This is a genomic window from Anaeromonas frigoriresistens (assembly GCF_016820655.1).
GTDB lineage: Bacteria > Bacillota > Clostridia > Tissierellales > SIT17 > Anaeromonas > Anaeromonas frigoriresistens.
Map to the genome: position 1 here is coordinate 1 of NZ_WSFT01000024.1, position 21765 is coordinate 21765.

The 21765-nt window shown below is 31.5% G+C and carries 18 protein-coding genes and 1 other annotated feature; all 18 genes read right to left on the reverse strand.

What is annotated here, in order from left to right; genetic code table 11:
- The coding region (locus GOQ27_RS05470; protein ID WP_203365829.1) for a glutaredoxin family protein at window positions 1-207 on the reverse strand (207 nt) is incomplete at its 3' end.
- Between the two features lie 117 nt (window positions 208-324).
- Entirely contained in the window at window positions 325-1773 is a 1449-nt protein-coding gene (locus GOQ27_RS05475) for a hypothetical protein (protein ID WP_203365830.1), read from the reverse strand.
- Between the two features lie 93 nt (window positions 1774-1866).
- Window positions 1867-2754 (reverse strand): 16S rRNA (adenine(1518)-N(6)/adenine(1519)-N(6))-dimethyltransferase RsmA, encoded by an 888-nt coding sequence (gene rsmA, locus GOQ27_RS05480; RefSeq protein WP_350445883.1) that lies wholly within the window; start codon window positions 2752-2754, stop codon window positions 1867-1869.
- Entirely contained in the window at window positions 2738-3283 is a 546-nt protein-coding gene (gene rnmV / locus GOQ27_RS05485) for a ribonuclease M5 (protein ID WP_203365831.1), read from the reverse strand. Before rnmV ends, rsmA begins: the two co-directional genes overlap by 17 nt.
- Window positions 3284-3361: 78 nt before the next feature.
- Complete coding sequence (locus GOQ27_RS05490) at window positions 3362-4396, reverse strand: resuscitation-promoting factor (RefSeq protein WP_203365832.1); 1035 nt, start codon at window positions 4394-4396, stop codon at window positions 3362-3364.
- Between the two features lie 239 nt (window positions 4397-4635).
- Window positions 4636-5229, reverse strand: coding sequence for a hypothetical protein (locus GOQ27_RS05495; protein WP_203365833.1), 594 nt, complete (start codon window positions 5227-5229; stop codon window positions 4636-4638).
- A gap of 158 nt (window positions 5230-5387) precedes the next feature.
- Window positions 5388-6155: a TatD family hydrolase gene (locus GOQ27_RS05500; protein WP_203365834.1), complete on the reverse strand. Its 768-nt coding sequence runs from the start codon at window positions 6153-6155 to the stop codon at window positions 5388-5390.
- A gap of 181 nt (window positions 6156-6336) precedes the next feature.
- Window positions 6337-6846: a hypothetical protein gene (locus GOQ27_RS05505; RefSeq protein WP_203365835.1), complete on the reverse strand. Its 510-nt coding sequence runs from the start codon at window positions 6844-6846 to the stop codon at window positions 6337-6339.
- A 108-nt stretch (window positions 6847-6954) separates the two neighbouring features.
- Window positions 6955-8907 (reverse strand): methionine--tRNA ligase, encoded by a 1953-nt coding sequence (gene metG, locus GOQ27_RS05510; RefSeq protein WP_203365836.1) that lies wholly within the window; start codon window positions 8905-8907, stop codon window positions 6955-6957.
- A gap of 65 nt (window positions 8908-8972) precedes the next feature.
- Window positions 8973-9213: a binding site (T-box leader), on the reverse strand.
- Window positions 9214-9249: 36 nt separating this feature from the next.
- Window positions 9250-10191 (reverse strand): hypothetical protein, encoded by a 942-nt coding sequence (locus GOQ27_RS05515; RefSeq protein ID WP_203365837.1) that lies wholly within the window; start codon window positions 10189-10191, stop codon window positions 9250-9252.
- Window positions 10192-10280: 89 nt separating this feature from the next.
- Entirely contained in the window at window positions 10281-11450 is a 1170-nt protein-coding gene (locus GOQ27_RS05520) for an ABC transporter permease (RefSeq protein ID WP_203365838.1), read from the reverse strand.
- A complete protein-coding gene (locus GOQ27_RS05525; RefSeq protein WP_203365839.1) occupies window positions 11443-12783 on the reverse strand; it encodes an ABC transporter permease in 1341 nt (446 codons plus the stop codon). Before GOQ27_RS05525 ends, GOQ27_RS05520 begins: the two co-directional genes overlap by 8 nt.
- Before the next feature lie 10 nt (window positions 12784-12793).
- Window positions 12794-13729, reverse strand: coding sequence for an ABC transporter ATP-binding protein (locus GOQ27_RS05530; protein WP_203365840.1), 936 nt, complete (start codon window positions 13727-13729; stop codon window positions 12794-12796).
- An 11-nt stretch (window positions 13730-13740) separates the two neighbouring features.
- Window positions 13741-14709, reverse strand: coding sequence for a hypothetical protein (locus tag GOQ27_RS05535; RefSeq protein ID WP_203365841.1), 969 nt, complete (start codon window positions 14707-14709; stop codon window positions 13741-13743).
- A gap of 258 nt (window positions 14710-14967) precedes the next feature.
- Entirely contained in the window at window positions 14968-15615 is a 648-nt protein-coding gene (locus tag GOQ27_RS05540) for a response regulator transcription factor (RefSeq protein ID WP_203365842.1), read from the reverse strand.
- Entirely contained in the window at window positions 15612-16772 is a 1161-nt protein-coding gene (locus tag GOQ27_RS17430) for a sensor histidine kinase (protein ID WP_203365843.1), read from the reverse strand. The genes GOQ27_RS05540 and GOQ27_RS17430 overlap by 4 nt, the downstream gene beginning before the upstream one ends.
- A 71-nt stretch (window positions 16773-16843) precedes the next feature.
- On the reverse strand, window positions 16844-19204 hold the full coding sequence (gene ppsA, locus GOQ27_RS05550; protein WP_203365844.1) for a phosphoenolpyruvate synthase: 2361 nt from the start codon (window positions 19202-19204) through the stop codon (window positions 16844-16846).
- Between the two features lie 142 nt (window positions 19205-19346).
- Window positions 19347-21680 carry an immune inhibitor A domain-containing protein gene (locus GOQ27_RS05555; protein ID WP_203365845.1) on the reverse strand — a complete coding sequence of 778 codons (2334 nt, stop codon included), beginning with the start codon at window positions 21678-21680 and terminating at the stop codon, window positions 19347-19349.
- Window positions 21681-21765 lie beyond the last annotated feature (85 nt).

The window sequence follows — 21765 nt, forward strand, 5'->3', positions numbered from 1 at the left end:
TCTATTTTTATCGAATCCTACCATTTCTTCTCCATCAACTATGATTACTGGTACTCCCATATACCCCTTTTGAATAAGCTCTTTTCTTGCAGATGGATCAGTTTGAACGTTTTTCTCATTATATTCTACACCTTTCTCCGAAAGGTACTGCTTTGCAGTTGTGCAATGAGGTCACGTATTACTTGTATAAATAGTTACATTTGCCATTAAAATTCCTCCTTATAGAAATATTCTATAGTTATATTATAACCTATTTAATATTTCTATAATACCCTTAATTTTTTCTTTTTAATCATTTTTATTAACCAAATATCTTCAAATTGATTATTCTAAAGGGTTAGTAGGCCTTAGAGGAGTTACTATTCTTCCAGTTTTGGCATCAATATGTATTAGCCAATATCCTAGTTTGTTATCCTTGTTTGAATCAGATCTCTCTAACCATGTAGTGAATCCTGACATACCCCGATAAGGTTGTTCTTGTCTAGAAAACTTTCCAGGTATTCCATATACAAAATGTTTTACATCCCTATCATTTTCTGCTACTACCCCAAAAAGATAGTGTTTATATTTTCTTATCTGTCTGGAGGATGTGCTCATTCTATTCATTATAGTATAAGGGTAATGCATATTAACCACATAATTGTAGTATGGTAAAAATCCTCTTCTTATATTAACACTGTCTTCAGTTATTTCCCAAAATCTATATTCATTCAAGTTTATTTTAAAAGGTTCTACTTCATTAAAATAGTTTAATATGTTTAGGGAATAACTATCCATTTTATTATTAATATTTTCTTCAGAATTATTATTTATTGAGTAACCGTACTCGTTATTATAGTTATCTATATTTTCTCTAGATTTATATTGTTGATATTTTTTATATTCTTCTAAGTCTTTCTGAGATTTTTCCAAATAATAATCTTCTATATTATCATCAGCACTTGGATAATTTAACCCTTCTGTAGTTTCTTCATATTTAATTTTCTCTTTTAAATTAACTTTATCATCATGTTCAACTTCATGATGAGATTCTTCGGTTTCTTCATCTGCCTGTTCAATTTCTACCTCTTTTTCTATTTTAGCTTCAACATCTTTTTCTACTTCTTCTTTCTCTTCTTCTACTTTAGCTTCAACATCCTCTACTTCTTCTTTCTCTTCTTCTACTTCAGTATAAAGATTAACTTCTGAAGTAAGCTTATCTTCATGTTCTTGTTCTTCTATTTCTTCTAATTCTTTCTCTTCTTTCTTAGATTCAACCTCTTCTCCAACTTCAGTATGAAGATTAACTTCTAAAGTAAACTCATCTTCATGCTCTTGTTCTTCTTCAATATCTACTTCTTCAACATATTTTTCTTCTTTCTCTTCTTTACTATCATCTTCTACTAATAATGATTTTATATCCTTGCCTTTCTCTTCTCTATGTATAAATCCATATAATATTTCGCTATCTGAATGCTTCACAGCTACTATATTATAATCATCTATACTTTTATCTGATTTTAGTACATTTTTAGGATTAAAGTCATTTTTATAAAAAGCCTTTCCATTTCCAGTATCATATATTGTACCAAATCTAGCTACATTTGATTTTAATCCTTTTTCTGTTAATAGAAAAATATCATATCCTTTGTTAACATCAGATATTCCATCTAAATTAATTTCTAATTTCCCTCTACCATCTCTTATTTCAATCTTAGAATATCCCTTTATCTTATTTCTAGTTTCTGTTGGTTCTAATATTATAAACTTCCTTAAATATTTAAGACTACTCATCTTTACCCCCCTTTCAAATCCTTATTAATATTATATGTAGGAATTCTAAAATAGTTCACAAAAAAATAGAAGATGATAGACATCTTCTATTAATTATTTATTATTTAATTCATATATCATATCCGAAAGCCTTCCCATATCTTCTATAGATAGCTTTTCTCCTCTGATATTCTCTTTTATACCTAAGTTATCTAACATGTCTTTTATTTGATCTTTACTTACTCCTATACCACTAGCACTTAAAGAGTTCAATAGAGTTTTTCTTCTATGAGAAAATGCTCCTTTAACTACATTAAAAAATAATTTTTCATCCTTTACCTTTACCTTAGGTTTATCATATACATCAAGCCTTATTACGGCTGAATCCACATTAGGCTTTGGAATAAATACATTTTTAGGAACAATAGTAACTATTTCTGGATTACAATAGTATTGAACTGCAATAGATAAAGCTCCATAAGCCTTTGTTCCTGGTGAAGCTTGCATTCTCTCTGCTACTTCTTTTTGTACCATTACTATTATACTTTCTAGATTAACTTTATCTTCTAGAAGTTTCATTATAATAGGTGTTGTTATATAATATGGGAGATTTGCTGCCAATTTTACCTTTTTATTCTCGAATTTTTCTTCTATTAATTCATTTAGGTCAAGTTTAAGTACATCACTATTAACTATTTCTACATTATCATAAGAGGATAATGTATCTCCTAATATAGGGATAAGCTTTTTATCTATTTCTATAGCTACTACCTTCTTAGATCTTTCGGCTAATGCTTGAGTTAATGTACCTATACCAGGACCAATTTCTATTACTTCGTCTTCTTTACCCAAATTTATTCCATCACATATCTTATCTAAGATATTTCCATCAATTAGAAAGTTCTGACCTAATCCTTTGGAAAAACGAAATCCATACTTAGATAGGATATCTTTCATAACCTTAGGAGAATGTAGTCTATCAATATTATTCATCTCTGTCATTCATCCTTTCTATTGCTTTATTAAATTCTTCCCTTGTAATTCCATAATTATTTAGCCTTTTTAAAAATTGTTTTGAATTACAGTATCCTATTCCCAATATTTTTCCTAAAAAGTCTCTTCTATAGGAAGCATCTTCACCACCATTAAGTCCATTCCTAAGTAAATCACTTTTTGTGAATTCATTTCTTTTTTGTTGGGATTCAAATCTTGCTCCTTTTAAAGCTTCTATTATATCTTCAGGTTTAGCATTCTCTATTCCTATATCACCATCTAGTATAGCTTTATCTCTAGGCAAAAAAGCATGCTTACAACCTTTTACTCTACTAGATATATAATTTCTTATTTTTTCCCCTGCAAAGTCTGGGTCTGTAAGTATTATAGTTCCTCTATTTTTCTGAGCAAGCTTTATTCTTTCTATAAGGTCATCAGGATACCCAAATCCTCCTGTTATTATCACTTCACAATCCACTGCTTTTTTTAATGCAGATACATCATCTTTACCTTCTACTACTATTACTTCCTTTATCATTCGAACACTCCTATTCAATGGAACTATGATAATTATAACATATCGTGAAAATAAAAAGAGCGGAAATATCCGCCCTAATTAATCTAATATATGAACTTTTACTTTTCTTCTACCAAATCTTAGACATGTATTTTCACTTGTATAGAATAAGTCGACTTTATTACCTCTAATAGCTGATCCTGTATCCGCAGCTACTGCATATCCATAGTCACCCCAACCATCTAATGATTCGATATATAATCTTGTTCCTAAAGGTATAACAGATGGATCAACTGCAATTTTTCCTGGACCAGAAGGTACACCAGATGCTGTATTACCTTGTAGATTATAAGCAGTTGCTGTCATTGTTATTGTTTTACTTCCTTTAGTACTGGATCTAGAAGTTGTAGCTTTAGGACGTGTTGTTTTAGGAGTCGTTTTTTTACCCCTTGATGCTACGGTTATAGGTTTCTTACCTTTTTCGACAATCTTGTTAACAGGTTCTTTAACAACTTTCTCTGAAACCACTTCTTCTTTTACTAGCTTACCATTCTCAAAAACCTGAGATTTAGTTATTTCTTTAACTCCTTCAGATCCTTCTTGGGCAACCCTTGTTTTCCCAAGATCTAAACTCTTGTTGTCCTTATACATAGTATTATATTGTATCTTATCTTCTTCAACCACTTCTTTTTTCTCTACTCTAGTAAGATTGATCACCATGTTTTTCTCATAGGTTGTGCTTAACCCTGGCTCAACCCTATCATTCACATCATATTCAATATCTAAAGTATTAAGTATGTCTTTTACTGTATTTTTATATGTTTTTCTTGTGATTGATTGATTTCCAATCTTAATAGTTACCGGTGTGGAGCGTTTAATTATTACCTCCATACCCTTTTCCAATTTCTCGTCCTTGTTTAAATTGATGTAATCTGAATCACCAATATATATGTCATTTTCGTCAATAAATTCCTCTACTGTATCACTTGCCGTTTTAATTGTTTTCGTCTCATTGTCTACAGTTAATTTTACTTCAGCAAATGAATTGTTATGCAGGACGAAGGAAAATAATGCAATGGCGAAAACAGTACCCATGGCTAAAAGCCATTTCTTGTTTTTCAATATAGTATGCATTTTCTAACCTCCATTTCTTTGATTCCTAAGTAGTATATTAGGTATTTTCTCTTTTGTCAAATCCTATAGGACTTTTGGCCTATAACCAACCCCATAATACCTATATATCCTATTCCACCAAAGGTAAACAAAAATATTAACTACAGGTAATAATTCTTGCCATTATACACATTATTATTCAGTTAAACTAAAAAAAAGAAGGATTATTTGAAATAATCCTTCTTTTTTTTGTATATGTTTTAGTACCTTGGGTAATTTGGATACATAGGATACATTGGTCTCATATATTCCATATATTCCATATCTTCTAATTCTTCAATATCTTCCATGCAATCATCCATACTAGGCATCATTGGATAGGGACACATTGGATACATTGGTACACATCCATTCGGAGGAATGGTCATCTCCGGCAGTTCCATCTCAGGTCTTGGCATTGGCATATGTCTTGGCATTGGTCTACAATCTTGGTACATTTCTTCACCTAATACCTCTTCTATACATTCCATTATACAACGACAAAGTCTCATTGCCAAAGGATTCATATCCATAGGCATTTCTGGCATTGGTCTTGGTTGTGGCATAGGTCTCGGCATTGGCATTGGTCTTTTTATAGGATGTTCACTAGGTATTTGTGGTGGACATGGCTTTGGCATTGGTTTTGGTTGAGGACTTGGCTTTTGCTCAGGATATGGCTTCTGAGGTGGGCTTGGTCTCATAGGTTTCTCTTCTATAGGTAATCTGTCAGGCTTATAAGGCCGTTTAGGCATCTTTGGATATTCATATTCTTCTTCTGGCATAGGTTTGGGGTAAGGCTTTTTATCTTTTTCCATTAACTCATCTCCTTGAAGGGTAATTTTCATATATCTATTACCATTATATGAGGTGAAGGTAATGGTGTTACTTCTATTATACTTTGCTCTAGTTTGCGGGTCCCTTTTTGTCGAACTATGCGAAAAGTGAGACAGGAGAACCGTCCCTCTGTCTCACTCTATTTTATATTGAATATCTTCTTAGCATTCTCTGCAGTTTTTTTTGCTACCTCTTCATAGGATATTCCCTTTAATTCTGCTATCATTCCTGCTACATATCTAACATAGGCTGGTTCATTTCTTTTTCCTCTATGAGGGTGGGGTGTTAAATATGGAGAGTCCGTTTCTATTAGTAGCTTATCTAAAGGCACTCCTTCTGCTACTTCTTTTGGAGTTTTAGCATTTTTAAATGTCACTGGTCCAGCAAGAGAAATGTAAAAGCCTAAATCTATAAATTGTTGGGACATTTCTAGTGAACTTTGATAACAGTGCATAATTCCTCTTAATCTATCATCATTTTCTTCTTTAAGTATATTATATGTATCCTCATGGGCATCTCTATCATGAATTATTATTGGAAGGTCTAGTTCTTTAGCTAACTTTATCTGCTCCCTAAACCACTTTTTTTGGATTTCTCTAGGAGAATTGTCATAGTGATAGTCTAATCCGATCTCACCTATGGCTACTACCTTTTCATTTGTAGCTAATTCCCGTAATATTTCAATAGTGTTTTCATCCATTGTTTTAGCTTCATGGGGATGTACTCCTACTGCTGCATAAATATTCTTGTGTTTTTTAGCAAGAGATACAGCCTTTACTGAGGTAGCTACATCTGCTCCTGGATTTACTATTAGTTCTATACCATCTTCTTTAAAATTCTGTATAATCTTTTCTCTATCATTATCAAATCTACTTCCATCTAAATGGGCATGACTATCTATTAACATTAAACTCTCCTCCTCATTTCATTCTTTTATATTATTACCCTGTGGGTATTTATTTAAAATATGAAGAATGCCTTTAAGCTATTTAAAAAACAAGATCCTTCATTCCATTAAGGATGACTGACCTTGTTATATTTAAGTTACAACAAATTGTGTGCCATTTCTATTAACAAATAAAGCAATTTTATACTTTTGTTCTTATTACCTTGTCTTTCAATACTTTAGTTATTTCTTCCTTATTATATACGTCTATAATTAGTTTCTTAATCTTCATCTCACTAGGTCTCTTATATCTTAATATAAGTTTATATTTTTCCCCATTAGTATCTTTAAATTCATATCCTTTTATATGCTTCCAGCGAATAAAACTATTATATTTTACAACACCTTCTTCAACTAACATTAAAGGTTTTGTATAGTAATTTGCAAAGAATATAAAGTATACAGCGATAAATACTCCTATATCCATTCCCGCCATTATACTTCCGCCTTTTACTGCATTATATGCTCCATATAATATATATATAATTGCTATAGAAAATAGAATCCATTTAATAATTGTTACAGTCTTACCTTCTTTTCTTCCTTTATATAATACTTTTCCTCCTAATTTAGTATTAGCTCTATCTTTAAGAAAACTTACAACCGCAAAGACCAATACTAAAAAAGTCAGAACAAAATATGTGCTTTCCATAATTATCCTCCCCAACTCTCATGGTTTATTTAATATTACTATTATAACATTAAACAAGAATAAGGGGTAGAGCCATTAAAAAACGAGGACAATTGTCCTCGTTTTTAACTATACTACCTTTGCTCCACTATCAATATCTTCTAATGTTGTAAGTAGTGATAATGCTTTTCCTTTTTCTGCTGACAATATCATCCCTTGAGACTCTACTCCTCTAAGCTTTATAGGCTTAAGGTTTGCTATTATAACCACATTCTTACCTATTAACTCTTCTGGCTCATATGCTTCTGCAATTCCTGATACTATTTGTCTTTCTTCTTCTCCTACTTTTAACTTAAATACTAAAAGCTTATCCGCATTTGGATGTTTTTCTGCATTTATTATTTCAGCTACTTTAAGATCTAATTTATCAAAATCATCTAAAGTAATATAGTTTTCTTCCACTTTTGGTTCCTCCTTTTTAACACCTTTTCTCTTATCTATTAGTTTTTGATTTTCTTCATCTAACTTTTCTATTTCTTCTTTTACATCTAACCTTGGAAACATAGGCTTAGATTTTCTTACATTTAATCCTGACTTAAGTCTTCCCCAGTCAGATAACGATTCCCATGTGGTCATTTCACTTTTATCAATTCCAAATTGTTTCCATATATCATTAGATGTATTCTCCATAAATGGTCTTATAAGAACAGATATTATTCTGATAGATTCTGATAAGTTATATAACACAGTATCTAGTCTATCCTTTTTATCCTCATCCTTAGCTAATACCCAAGGAGCAGTTTCATCTATATACTTATTCGTTCTACTGATTAGCTTCCATACCTCTTCTAGGGCATTGCTATATTTTAGTTTGTCCATATGACTATCTACCATAGTAGGAGTAGATATTGCTAATCCTCTAAGCTGGTCATCAAACTCTCCTTCTTCCTTAGCTTCAGGTATAATTCCACCATTATATTTATCAATCATAGCAACTGTTCTACTTACTAGATTTCCTAAGTCATTGGCTAAATCAGAGTTTAATCTATTCATGAATTTTTCTTTAGTAAAGGAGCCATCTTGCCCGAAGGTAAATTCTCTTAATAAGAAATATTTAAGAGCATCTACTCCATATAAGTCTATGATTGGCTCAGGATATACTACATTTCCTTTAGATTTTGACATTCTATCATTATCAAATAATATCCATCCATGAGCAAATACTTGCTTAGGTAACTCTTCCCCTAATGCCATAAGTATAGCTGGCCATATAATAGTATGGAACCTTACTATCTCTTTTCCTACAAAGTGTATATCTGCAGGCCAGTACTTTTTATAGTCACTATCATCATCACTTAAGTATCCTAAAGCTGTTATATAATTACTTAATGCATCTGTCCATACATATATAACATGTTCTTCATCAAAGGGAACCTTGATACCCCAATCAAGGGATGATCTAGTTACTGATAAATCATCTAATCCAGGCTTTAAGAAATTGTTTATCATTTCATTTCTTCTAGACTCTGGTTGTAAGAAATCTGGATTTTCTTCTAATAGTTTAAGAATTCTATCCTGATATTTTGATAATTTAAAGAAATATGTTTCTTCCCTATCAGTATGAACCTCTCTACCACAGTCTGGACATTTACCTTCATTTAGTTGACTTTCAGTGAAGAAGGATTCACAAGGAGTACAATAATATCCTTCATATACTCCCTTATATATATCTCCTTGATCATATAGCCTTTGGAATATTTTTTTTACTGCTTCTTCATGATAGTCATCAGTTGTTCGGATGAAAATATCATAGGTAATGTCTAATTGTCCCCAAAGTTTCTTGATGTCTGCTACTATTCCATCCACATATTCTTTTGGCTTTAATCCTTTCTTCTTTGCTACCTCTTCTATCTTTTGTCCATGCTCATCTGTCCCTGTTAAAAACTTTACATCATAACCCTGTAATCTCTTATACCTAGCCAATGCATCTACTGCTACCGTGGTATAGGTATGACCTATAGTTAGATTCGCACTGGGATAGTATAATGGTGTGGTGATATAAAAAGTGTTCTTATCTGCCATTTTTACAACCTCCTTAATATTTTTTCCTACAATAAAAATTTAAAATAAAAAAACCTTCATCTCTATATAGAGACGAAGGTTGAATTCGCGTTACCACTCTAGTTTGCTTAAATCTCTCAATTTAAGCCTCCATAGGTTTATGTATAAACCTTGTATAATTAACGGATACAATACCGTCATGACCTACTTATTTTCAATCATGAAGCTCAGGGGCCATATTCAACTAATTCTCTATCACCAGCTTTCACCTAACCTGGCTCTCTTATAGATAGATTCTTAATCTACTCTTCCCTTCATAGCATTTATATTCTTATATACTATTATTGATTAATGATATATAAACTATTCATTTTTGTCAAGATTTAAATCATCTAAGTGATTCCTTTGAGGGTCTAGTTCAAAATATATTTTTTCAGAATTAGGTTTGATTACTAAAAATTTTCTATTGTCTACAAATCTATAATCAGAAATAAAATAACTAAATTCTCCCACATTCAACTCATTATTCATTTGCCCTGTCAATAACTTTGTATGGTCATGATCTTGTAACTCAATTATACTAATAGAATTTTTAATTATTCCTTTCTTTAATTCCCGAGTAAAGTTTATTGCCATATACATTTCATATGGTGATGTCTTATGATCTTTATATATAGCTCCTTTAGGTAACTCTACTATATTCTGTACTCTACCAAATTCTGTTCTCACTAAAAAGTTAAGAGGATTTTTTTCATTCTTATTATTTCTAATTATAAAATAATCATATTCTTTTATTTTCTCTAAATAAATAATCTCTAAATTATCTGTGTCCGTCTTCGATTCAATGCCAATTTCATTAGTATAATCTACACTTATAGCTATAGGCACACCTCCAGCTTTTAAATACACATCACTTTCATATCTGTCTATTCTTTCTCTTGTATTTAAATTTATTATGGAGTGTAATTTATCCCCTTTATTATATAAATCATCTTTAAATGTAATGTGTAATTCTTCATTTCCTCCATTATTTTTTATTTCTAAGATAGGTGGATTTTCTTTTTGATTGTCTTCAGTATGCCAATAATATCTATATTCCCTAGTTTTATATTTTAATACACCAGAATGAATAGATTTAAATTCCTTATCTAATTTCTCTTCATATAAATATATATCATTTTCTGGAATACTATTTATTTCTATATACTCATTTGTAGTATCCATGTAAAGATATCCAAAATATCCCAAAGTCAATATCCAGATAATGCTATTAAATATCCACTTCTTTTTAAATCTTCTCCCCATATCCCCCACTCCCACATTTTTACTATTATACTTTATTATAGCATAAAAATAGCAAATAACCTTTTGGTTATTTGCTATCCTTCTATATCCTATTTTTCATTTATGACAAACACTCCTACCGATAGGAATATAGATCCCATTAAGAGCAATATAAGGCTTGGAATTATGGCTACATTAAATCCTTTTCCATAAGTGACTATTTGCTCCATTCCTTGAATAGCCCACTTCTGAGGTGTAAGATTTGCTAAGAAAAGTATTATTTTTGAATTCACTATTTCTAAAGGCCACATAGCTCCTCCAAGCATAGCAGTACTAGTAAGAATAACAGGAGTCATAGCTGCTAATTGTTGATGAGTTTTGACTATTCCTGAAAGTAATAACCCAAAACAGGTAACAGCAAATACAAAGGCTGCTCCTATAGTTAATATGCCTAATGTGCTATTTCCCCAATCTACATTGAAGAGGTATTTCCCTCCAAATATTAATACTATCAATTGTAATGCTCCAGTAGCATAGGTAGTAATAAATGTACCTCCTAATATTTTCCCTCTAGAAACTGGAGATACTAGCATTCTACTCCAGGTATTATTCTGCTTATCTTCCAGTATAGTACCTATTCCAAATACCATAGTATAGGTAGAGAAAAATATTGAAAAACCTATAAGAGCATGATTCATTTGATCAAATCCTTCTCCAGAAGAATCAATAAAATCCTTTGTAACTTTGATTGGTTTTCTATATTTCCATGCTTCACTTATCTTTTTATAGGTAGAATCAAATGTTTTTTCTTTATTTTCTATATTAATACTTTTATCTAGTTCATTTACGATAACAGAGGATAACCTTATATCTCCTATCATTCTAGATATGTTACTCTCCAGTGCATTTTTAAGAGTGATAGAATCTAAATCATCTTTAATCTTTAAGATTCCCACTTTAGGAGAGTTTTTATTTTCTATACTATCTTCAAAACCTTCTTCTATGACTATGGCTGCTATGGATTTATATTCTTCTACTTCAGATATAGCATCATCATAATTCATATATTGAAACTTATAGGGGTTTTCCTCTGTTATCTTCTCTATTACCTTCTGAGAATACTCAGTATTGTCTTGATCTACAACTATCACTGAAGGTCTATATTCCCCCATGCTTTTACCAAATATAAAAGTAAGTCCTAATGCCATAAGAGTAAGAAAAAGTATCACAGGATATTCTTGTTTCATTTTTAATAGTCTAAGTTTTATTACACTAAGCATTCTTTACTCTCCCCCTTTCTTTTAATACATAAAGGGTGATAGCTATACATAATACTCCTATACCAAATAAGGAAAGAAGATATTTCCATATAAGCTTAAATTCATACCCCATCATTACTTTATGAAAAGACTTTAATGCTAATCCATTTACTGATAACAAACTTAGTTTTTGAACAAAGGAAGGCATTATCTCTACAGGAAAGAAACTTCCTCCTACCAAAGCCATTCCTTGAATTATAACCGTTTCAAACACATTAGCCATCTTGTAATTTCCAGATTTAAAGGTAAGAGAGCTTATAAGAATCCCCAAACCACTTACTGCAAAACAAGCTAGTAAACTAATAGCTACAACATTTATTATATTCCCCCAATCCACTCCAAGAACAAATGTAGAGAAGGTTATCATAGTTGTTATTTGGATTAATGCTAAAGAGAATATCGTAAAAAACTTACCCGCTATTATATCTGCTTTAGATGTGCCCGAGACTATCATTCTCTGATAAGTAGTATTATCTTTCTCTTCTAATAAAGCTCTCCCACCTAATCCAGCAGAAAATAATATAAACATCGTGGTCATAGCTATGGAATAATATCCAAAGCTTGATATAGGCTTTTTACCTTCTATGGTTATATTTTTAACTACTACTCTACTCTCTTCTAATTCCTCGCTAATATTCTCTATAACTGTATCCAAATTATTAAATACATCGAAGGATCCGCCTTCTTCTAATGCTTTTTCAATAAATACATTTTTTCCGATTATCATTGATGATAAATTTTCAGTAAATCCCATCATTATACTTTCTATTATTTGTGTAGATATACTTTTATCAGGATCTCCAACAACTTTAATGTCTATTTCATTTCGATAAGTAGTTAAAAAGTTCACATTCATATCATATAGAAAATTATCTGGAAGAATTACTATTGAATCAACCTCTCCATCCTTTAATAAACTTATAGCTTTTTCTCTATCTGTTAGTTTATAATCTATAAATTTTTTTATATCTTCATTTCCCAAAAACTCATCAAAAAATATTTTCTCCATATCTAGATTATCATCTAACATATTTTCTATATCCATCTCTAAGTCAACCATGTTAGACATATCCCTCATAGTATCTTTTAGCTTTTCCTTATCCTTTTCTTTATCATATTCTTTTACTATTGCAATATCTACAGTTCTGGTGAAATCTTCGCCTCCAAAATTTCCTTGCAATGCTGCACTTAATATTGAAGTTAGAATTACTGGCATTAATAAAATAGTGCCTAGAGCTTTTTTATCACTGAGGATTACTTTTAAATCCTTTATAATCATACTTAATATTCTCATATCATCACCCCTAATCCCTTAAGGCTCTTCCTGTTAGATGAAGGAATACTGCTTCAAGGCTTGGCTTTTTGATATCAATAGAAAGTATACTACTTTCAGTACCCATCACCTTATCTAATATATCTTTAAAGGCCATATCTCCATTTTTCATAGTAAGTATAATAATATTATCCTTACTATCAACTTCTTCAACTTCTTCTATTATTTTTAGCTTATCTAAAAGATTAGGAGGTATATTATCAAATGTTAGCTCTATCTTCTTATGGCCCTTTATAATATTTACTAATTCATCCTTAGTTCCCAAAGCTATTACTTGTCCTTTATCCATTATACTTATTCTAGTACATAAGAGCTCTACTTCCTCCATATAATGACTGGTGTATATGATAGTCATACCTTTTTTATTAAGTTCTAATACTGTATCTAATATATGATTTCTAGATTGAGGATCTATACCTACTGTTGGTTCATCCATTATTAATATCTCAGGTTCATGAAGTAAAGCCGCTGCTATATTTAGTCTTCTTTTCATTCCTCCAGAATAATTTTCTACTTTAGTTTTTAATTTATCCTTTAACCCTACTATATCTGCCACTTCATCTATTCGTTTCTTTAGATTATTTCCTTTTAACCCATATAGATTTCCCCAAAATTTTAAATTTTCATATCCTTTTAAAGTAGGATATAAAGCAATTTCTTGAGGTACCACTCCCATTTTTTCTTGAATCGCCTTAGGATTTTTAAATATATCTTCTCCTCTATAAAAAACCTTCCCTTTAGTGGGGTTTAACAAGGTGGATATTATAGATATGGTAGTGGATTTTCCAGCTCCATTTGGTCCTAATAATCCAAATATCTCCCCTTTATTAACCTGAAAAGTTATATCATTAACAGCATTTACATCCTTAAAACTCTTTTTTAAATTCTCTACCTTTAAAAGTGTCATTCCATTACCCCCTATTTATCTATGTTTCCGAAATTAAATGGCATCTCTTGATCTATTTCACTTTCCTTTAATATATTATCTTCATTAATATCAGGGAAATCAAACTCTTGCTTCTTTTCTATCCCCCACCTATTAATATTCATATTAAATGTGGCACTATTTATTTTTTCACTATCACTAGAATCCATAGTCACTTTAATAACTTCTTTAACTATATATCCATCTATATCTACATAAGCAGTATAGTTAAAAGCTCCAACATTTGCTCCCTCAATCATTTCTTCTGAATTATTAATGATATCATCGATAGTTACTTGTTCATTTCCATTTGAAGTATTGATTTGATTTGCTAAATTGTTTCTAAAATTCTCATCTTTAGCTACTGTATTTATTACATATGAAGCAAATTCTTTTAGTTTTCCCTTTTCCATTTGAATTGTGTACTCCGTTACCTTTACTTCTCCATCAGGGGTATCCATAACTGTGCTCTTGCCACTAAACACATCATCCTCTTGTAAGAAACCAACCCATTTCTCACTGATTTTCACTTTGGAGTTTTCAGATATAAACTCATTCTCTTGGGATGATTGTTTATTTTCATCAAATTCCTTTACGTTTATATATTTACCTATTATAGGCATTTGAAGATATATATCCTCTCCGTTTCCAAATACATCTAAATCAAATCCTAACCCACCAAAGTTAAAGTAATTTCGAGATATAAACTTTTCTGTTTCATCAAATTTTATTCTCATTTTTCCTTTCATGGTTTTAAAGTAATTCATTGCTTTTAATTCTTCTTCAGTCATCCCCTGAGTATTAATATCCAAATCCATATCCATATTCAATTCCATCTGACCCTTTGTTATCGAGTTTGTTTTTTCCACTGCATCTCCATAACTCTTTAAATCACTACCCTTACATCCAGTGAAACTAAATATTATTAAAGCTATTAAAAATATTGATATATTTTTTTTCATTTCTATCCCTCCATCGCCATCTTATATTAATATTTTATATAATAATTAGGTTTTTATCTTCTATCTAAGGTCATGATTAATGGAGACTAACTATGACTTTTTGCACAAAATAAAAAACAACTCAATTACTACTTAAACAATCACCTTAACTTTTAAAGACACTTCGTCAATCTCAGAGTGACGAAAATATAGTCATTCTGAACATAGTGAAGAGTCTTAAAGATCGATCAGTCAGTATAGGTCATTGGTAGTCTAATTCTACAGAGTGTTCTTTATAGAAAAAATAGCTAATTGAGTTCTATCTCGTAAGTCCAACTTATTAAGTACTTTTGTAATATGATTTTTTACAGTTCCTTCACTTAAATATAGTTCCTTAGAGATTTCTTTATTATTTTTACCTTCAGCTAAAAGTCTACATATATCCTTTTCCCTTCCTGTCAATAAATCTAGCTTCGGATTGTACTCTCTTTTCTCTTCGTTATTAGCCATTTGAGAAAATTTATTTATAACTTTAGCAGCAACCTCTGATTGTATTAAAGCTCCTCCTTCATATACCGTTCTTATAGCCTCTGCTATTTTCACGGGAGAAGCATCCTTAAGTAAATATCCTGATGCCCCGTATCTAAGGGCCTCATATATGTATTCATCATCTTTAAATGTAGTTAAAACTAGTATTTTAATATTAGGATATTTTTCTTTAATCTTTTTGGTAGCTTCTACACCATTCATTATAGGCATTTTAATATCCATAAGTATTATATTCGGTTTATAGAGGTTGCACATATCATAAGCCTCTTTTCCATTTTGAGCAATACCACAGATATCTATATCTTTTTCTTTCCCTAGTATCATCTGTAATCCTTCAGTAAGTATATGTTGATCATCAGCTATTATTACCCTTATCATTCTTTAACCTCCCCTGGGATAAATCCCTTTATCTCAAATCCATCATTTGACTTAAATGATATCTCTCCTTCTAATTTCTCAATTCTTTCTTTCATTCCCCTTATTCCATATCCCTTTTTTATTTGGACTGCTCCTATTCCATTATCTTTGATATTAAATCCTATTCCCTTATCTGTACATTTTATTTCGATGTTTATCTCTGAGGCTAAACCATGCCTTACACTATTAGTGAGTGATTCTTTAATCAATTTATATAATGTTTCTTCTATTTCTTCTGTTAATGCTATTTTACTACAATCTATCTGGCTATATATCTTCACATTAGTATGATCAGAAAATTCTTTTATAAGATTATCTATTTCTTTAAGGTTATTAATATCTACTCTTCTAAGAGTTTCCACAACATTTCGGATATCCCTTAATCCTTTCCTAGCCATTTCTTTTGAAGAATATAACAAATTTTTCGCCTCTTCTATATCTTCTTCTAAGATGTGCTCGGTCATTTCCAATTTCATAATAAGAGCTGTCATATTATGTCCTAAGTCATCATGTATATCTCTAGCTATTCTATTTCTTTCTTCAGTTTTTGATAGACGTTCCACTTCTTCTGTGTACTCTTTTAATTTCTTATGGGCTTTTAATAACTCTTTATATATTTTATCTTTTTCTTCTTTTTCTTCCCTTGTTTTATGGGCAAAATTTGACACAACTAATATAAATATATTAACCAACATAAAAAATAGCATCTCTGAAATATAGGTTACACTAGTATCATAATATATAAGAAAAAAGTATTTAATCAATGATATAAAAGCTGTGATTGAACCTATTATAATACCATTTTTTCGTTTAAGAGTAAGGGTTACTTCTAAAATTAATATCAAATATATAGAATGGATAAAATAATTAATCATAAACCTAGAATTGTTCTCTAATAAAAATATGATTACTATATCAAAGATATAGCTAGATATGTATAAATTTTTCTTATGTTGTAACTTAAGTCTAATAATTCCGTTAAGCACATATAAGAAAAATAATATTACAAGAATCGTTAATCTCTCTCCTCCTGCATTTTCATATAATACAGCAGCAGAAAAAAGTATAGATACAATTATAATTTTTAAAAATAATATTTTCTTTAAATAATTAATCACGTCTTCACCCCATTCTCTGATATTATTTTATCATAGATATATAATTAAAAGGGAGCCAAAAAGGCTCCCTTTTAATTATGTTGTTTTCTTATATTATTTAAGATTATTCTTTGCTCTACCCCGGCCACAAGCTTTCTTGTATAGGCTACTGTATCTGGATTTATACTCATACTATCTATTCCCTCTTGAACTAGAAACTCAGCAAATTCTGGATATAGGGATGGCCCTTGACCGCATATAGATACTGTTTTCCCATATTTATGAGCTGCTTTTATTAGCATTGATATGGCCCTTTTAACTGCCGGATTTCTTTCATCAAAATATCCCATACTATTTAGTATTCCTGAGTCTCTATCTGCTCCTAAGGTTAATTGAGTTAAATCATTGCTTCCTATACTAAACCCATCAACTAGCTGAGCGAATTCTTCTGCTTGGAAAATCACTGAAGGTACTTCTGCCATTATCCATATCTTAAAGTTTCCTCCTTGGACTAACCCTTCTGAAGCCATTATCTCCTTTACTTGCTTTAATTCCCAAATTGTTCTCACAAAAGGTAACATAACATAAACATTTATAAGTCCATATTCTTCTCTAACCTTTTTAATAGCTCTACATTCTAGTCTAAACCCTTCTTCATAGTCAGGAGAGATATATCTAGAAACTCCTCTCCATCCTATCATCGGATTACTTTCTACAGGCTCTACTTCTTCTCCACCTTCTAGACCTCTAAATTCATTAGTTCTAAAATCACTTAATCTTACTACTATGGGCTTTGGGTAGACTTCTTGAGCCACCATAGTTATACCCTCCGCCATTTTATCTATAACAACATCTTGTCGTCCTGTTTTTAATAGATACATAGGATGAGCCCCCACAAGATTAGAGAATATAAATTCCGTTCTCATAAGTCCTATACCATCAAAGGGTAAATCCTTATATTTTTTTATAATTGAAGGTTCTCCTAAATTCATATATATTTTAGTTCCTGTTATAGGAGCAAGCTGATTTACTAATCTATCAAAGGCGCTTTTATCTACTCCCCCATTAGTAGCTTCTTCCTCTTCTTCATCCATTACTTTACCTTCATATACTACTCCTCTAGTAGCATCTACTGTAACAAGCATTCCATCTTCTAAATGATCTGTAGCATCATTAGCACCTACTATACAGGGTACTCCTAGTTCTCTGGAAACTATAGCTGCATGACAAGTTCTTCCTCCTTCATCAGTTACTACAGCTTTAGCCTTTCTCATAGCTGGAACCATATCCGGATTGGTCATTACTGTAACTAATATATCCCCTTCTTTTACCCTTGATATTTCATCTATACTATTAATTTTAATAACCTTACCATAACCAATTCCTGGAGCAGCTGCTAATCCTTTAGCAAGAACCTTTAATGTTGTATTCTTTTCAACTTTCACCTTTTCCTCTTCCTCCTTTAATGTTGTAATTGGTCTAGACTGTAGTATATATAATTTCTTCGTATCTTTATCAAAGGCCCACTCAATATCTTGATTACTTCTATACATAGCTTCTATTAAAGATCCACTTCTTGCTAGTTTTATAACTTCCTCTTCAGATAAACATTCTCCCGTCACCTTGTCTTCGCCTAATACATGAGCTACTTTAACTTCTTCCGTTCCTACTGTATCCTTCTTTTTTATAACCATGGTCTTCTTATTAGCTATATTTTTTTCTACTATTCCTAAGCTGTTTTTATCAATTATATATTCATCCGGGGTAACTATACCTGATACCACTGCTTCTCCTAGGCCCCAACTTGCATTTATCATTATTTCATTTCTATTGTGGTTTATAGGGTTAGCGGTAAACATTACCCCGGCTTTTCCGCTATTTACCATCTTTTGAACAACTACACTTAATGCAACCTCTTCATGTTTAAACCCTTGATTTTCTCTATAATATATAGCCCTAGCCGTCCATAGAGATGCCCAACATTTCTTTATATGCTTTAATACCTCATCTATTCCATGAATCTCTAGGTAGGTATCTTGCTGTCCTGCAAAGGATGCCTCAGGTAAATCTTCTGCAGTAGCGGAACTTCTTATCGCTACTAAAGGATTCTCCTTATTTACTATATGGCTAAACTCAGTATAGCCATGGATGATCTCTTCTCTTATATCCTCTGGCATTTTTGATTTTATTATCATATCTCTTATTTCAGAAGATATAGTGTGTAACATATCATTATCTTGTATGTCTAATTGAGACAACTTATTATTCATTTTTTCTTTTATATTAGAATTTTCTATAAAGTCAACATATCCTTGAGCCGTTACACAGAAGCCTGGTGGTACATTTATTCCCCTTTGAGTTAATTCCCCTAGATTAGCTCCTTTCCCCCCAACTATTGGTATATCATCTTTATTCACTTCATTAAACCATTTAATATAGCTATATTTATGCATCATTATTCCTCCTATTATTATAATTATAAATGTATTATAACATACTAATTATATATATGCTATACTATATTGAGAAAATAGGAATAATGTTACACAACAAAACAGGTATGCTTAAAAGCATACCTGTTTATGTGAGTTTATTTTATTTAAATAATAATATTTTACCTACTGAATTATCTTCTGATCCACCGATAACTCTTATTTTCAATCCATAATTAGGGATATTTCTACCTGCATCAACTAACCCAGGATTACTATAGTCATTACTATCATCAAATATAGCATTAGCCTTAGTAAAGTTATCCTTCATAGTAAATTGGCCAGGATAATCTAAGAACATTTTTTCTGATTTATCTACATTAAATGCAGCATCATGAATTTGATATCTAGTAGATCCTACGTTCTTATCACTCCAATAATTTGCATGTTGATCTGCATCTACTACACCTAGATATCCATCTCCAGGATGTGCTCCTGTCCAGTTGTTGTCATAGCTTTCATCTACATACCAAACAACCATACCAGGATCGTAGCTCATTAAAGTTGCTCCTCTTCTGATATTAGCTAAACCTTCATCTACACCTGCATGATTTCTCCACTCAACTAAGTAGTAATGCTTTGAATTAAATTTACCATTATCTTTAGCAAATCCAGATAATGTAAATGAAGAATCTCCCTCTGCATCATCACTTAATATTACAGTATCATCTACTGTTACATTAATATCATCTGCGTAGAATCCAGGAAGAGCAACATAACCATCTGTCCAATAATTAAACTCTAATTCTATTGTCTGACCAGCATAGGCAGATAAATCAAATTCTGCATCTACCCAACCATTAGAACTTCCTGTTATACCATTTCCAGGATTTTGATCATATGGATTGGCATCAGTAGTTATATTTCCAGGAATTGATTCACCATTTACTTTAACTGATGCATAGTCCCAATCTTGCTCTATATCATACCAAGCTTTGAAGTTTAATATAGCATTTGTAGCATTAGTTAAATCTACAGTAGTAGTCATGGAATTATCTAAATTATTTCCACTTCCAGAGAAGTATTCATATTCTCCACTAGTTGGAGTATTAACTGAATTTTCCTTATCAGGAAGATTGATTCTGACAGCATCATTATTAGTTCCTTTGTCATTAGCTTGATCTAGTACTAATTCCATTCCTTCAGATGTTATATCATCAAGATTTACAGTAGTACCACTTAACCAATTACCACCATGTAGGCTTTGTAACATTTCTTTAGCATATGGGCTAAATCCAGTAGGTTCGTTTCCACCTATTTTACCTGCCCAACTACCACTTGCCATTATTGACCAGTAGGAAACTGCTTCTCCAGCACCAGTATATTGAGTATCATACTCATCAGGAAGGCCTAAATCGTGCCCAAATTCATGAGCCATTACCCCTACTGCTCCATCTTCTGGTTCTATAGTGTAATCGTATGCACCTAGTAACCCATCAAATCTATCACTATTTGATGTACCACCTGGAACTGCAACTAATTGTCCTAGATTCCATCTATGAGACCATATAGCATCTCCACCAAGATTTCCTCCACCAGCTTCCTCACCAACACCCGCGTGAATTACCATTAAGTGGTCGATAATTCCATCTGGTTCATTATAAACTCCATCATTATCATAGTCATCTCTATCCCACACATCATATTCACTTAAATCAACAGTTGGATCTTGACCAGCTGCAGCAAGAGCTTCATACACTAAATCACGAGGACGAGCATCACTATCTTCTGGACCTGGATAGTTTCCACCATAGTATTCAGCGTTATTCTCAGCTGTATACCAACCTGCTACTTCACCTTCTATAGTATAGGAGCCTCCAGATTGATTTTCATAATATTGTTTCATTGATACATAATTTTCACCATTTGGTCCAATGTATCCATCTTCTCCAAAAATCATATCTTGGAAATGCTCTTGTGGATAATCTTCATAATACATATCAGTTTCACTTTCAGTTATATCTCCAGCTTTTTGGTCTGGATAATCTATAAGTAATACTAATACCTTATCCGTTCTTACCTCACCATCATAAGATTCTTTAATAAGAGCTTCTAAGTTCTGCTCGTGACCTTTTTTACGCCCATTACCATTAAAGGTACCATTATTAATAGTTTTAGATCCTGGTATTTCTTTTTCTATATTATACATTTCTTTATTTCTCTTTTTTGCCCCTTCAGCTTTATCTCTTAAGAAGTCATTTAAAGCTTTTTCTGCTTCTGCAGGAGATGCATCCTTTGCTATCTTTCCTTCTTTCTTTAACATTTCGATAAGCTTTTCATCATTAGCTATACCTAAATCTACTGGTGCTCCACCATATTCCTCTAATTTAGGTCCGGATGTAAAGTCTACTACTTTTGACTCTGGTACTTGTGCTGCAAAGGTGAATGAACCAAGTAACATTGTACTTGCTACTGCCAAACTTAAAATTTTTTTCATCAATAAACCCCCTTGATTTTATTTATCTGTTTATCATGGTGCTTATATTAATCCTTTCCCTTACACCTCCTCGTAATTTTTATAT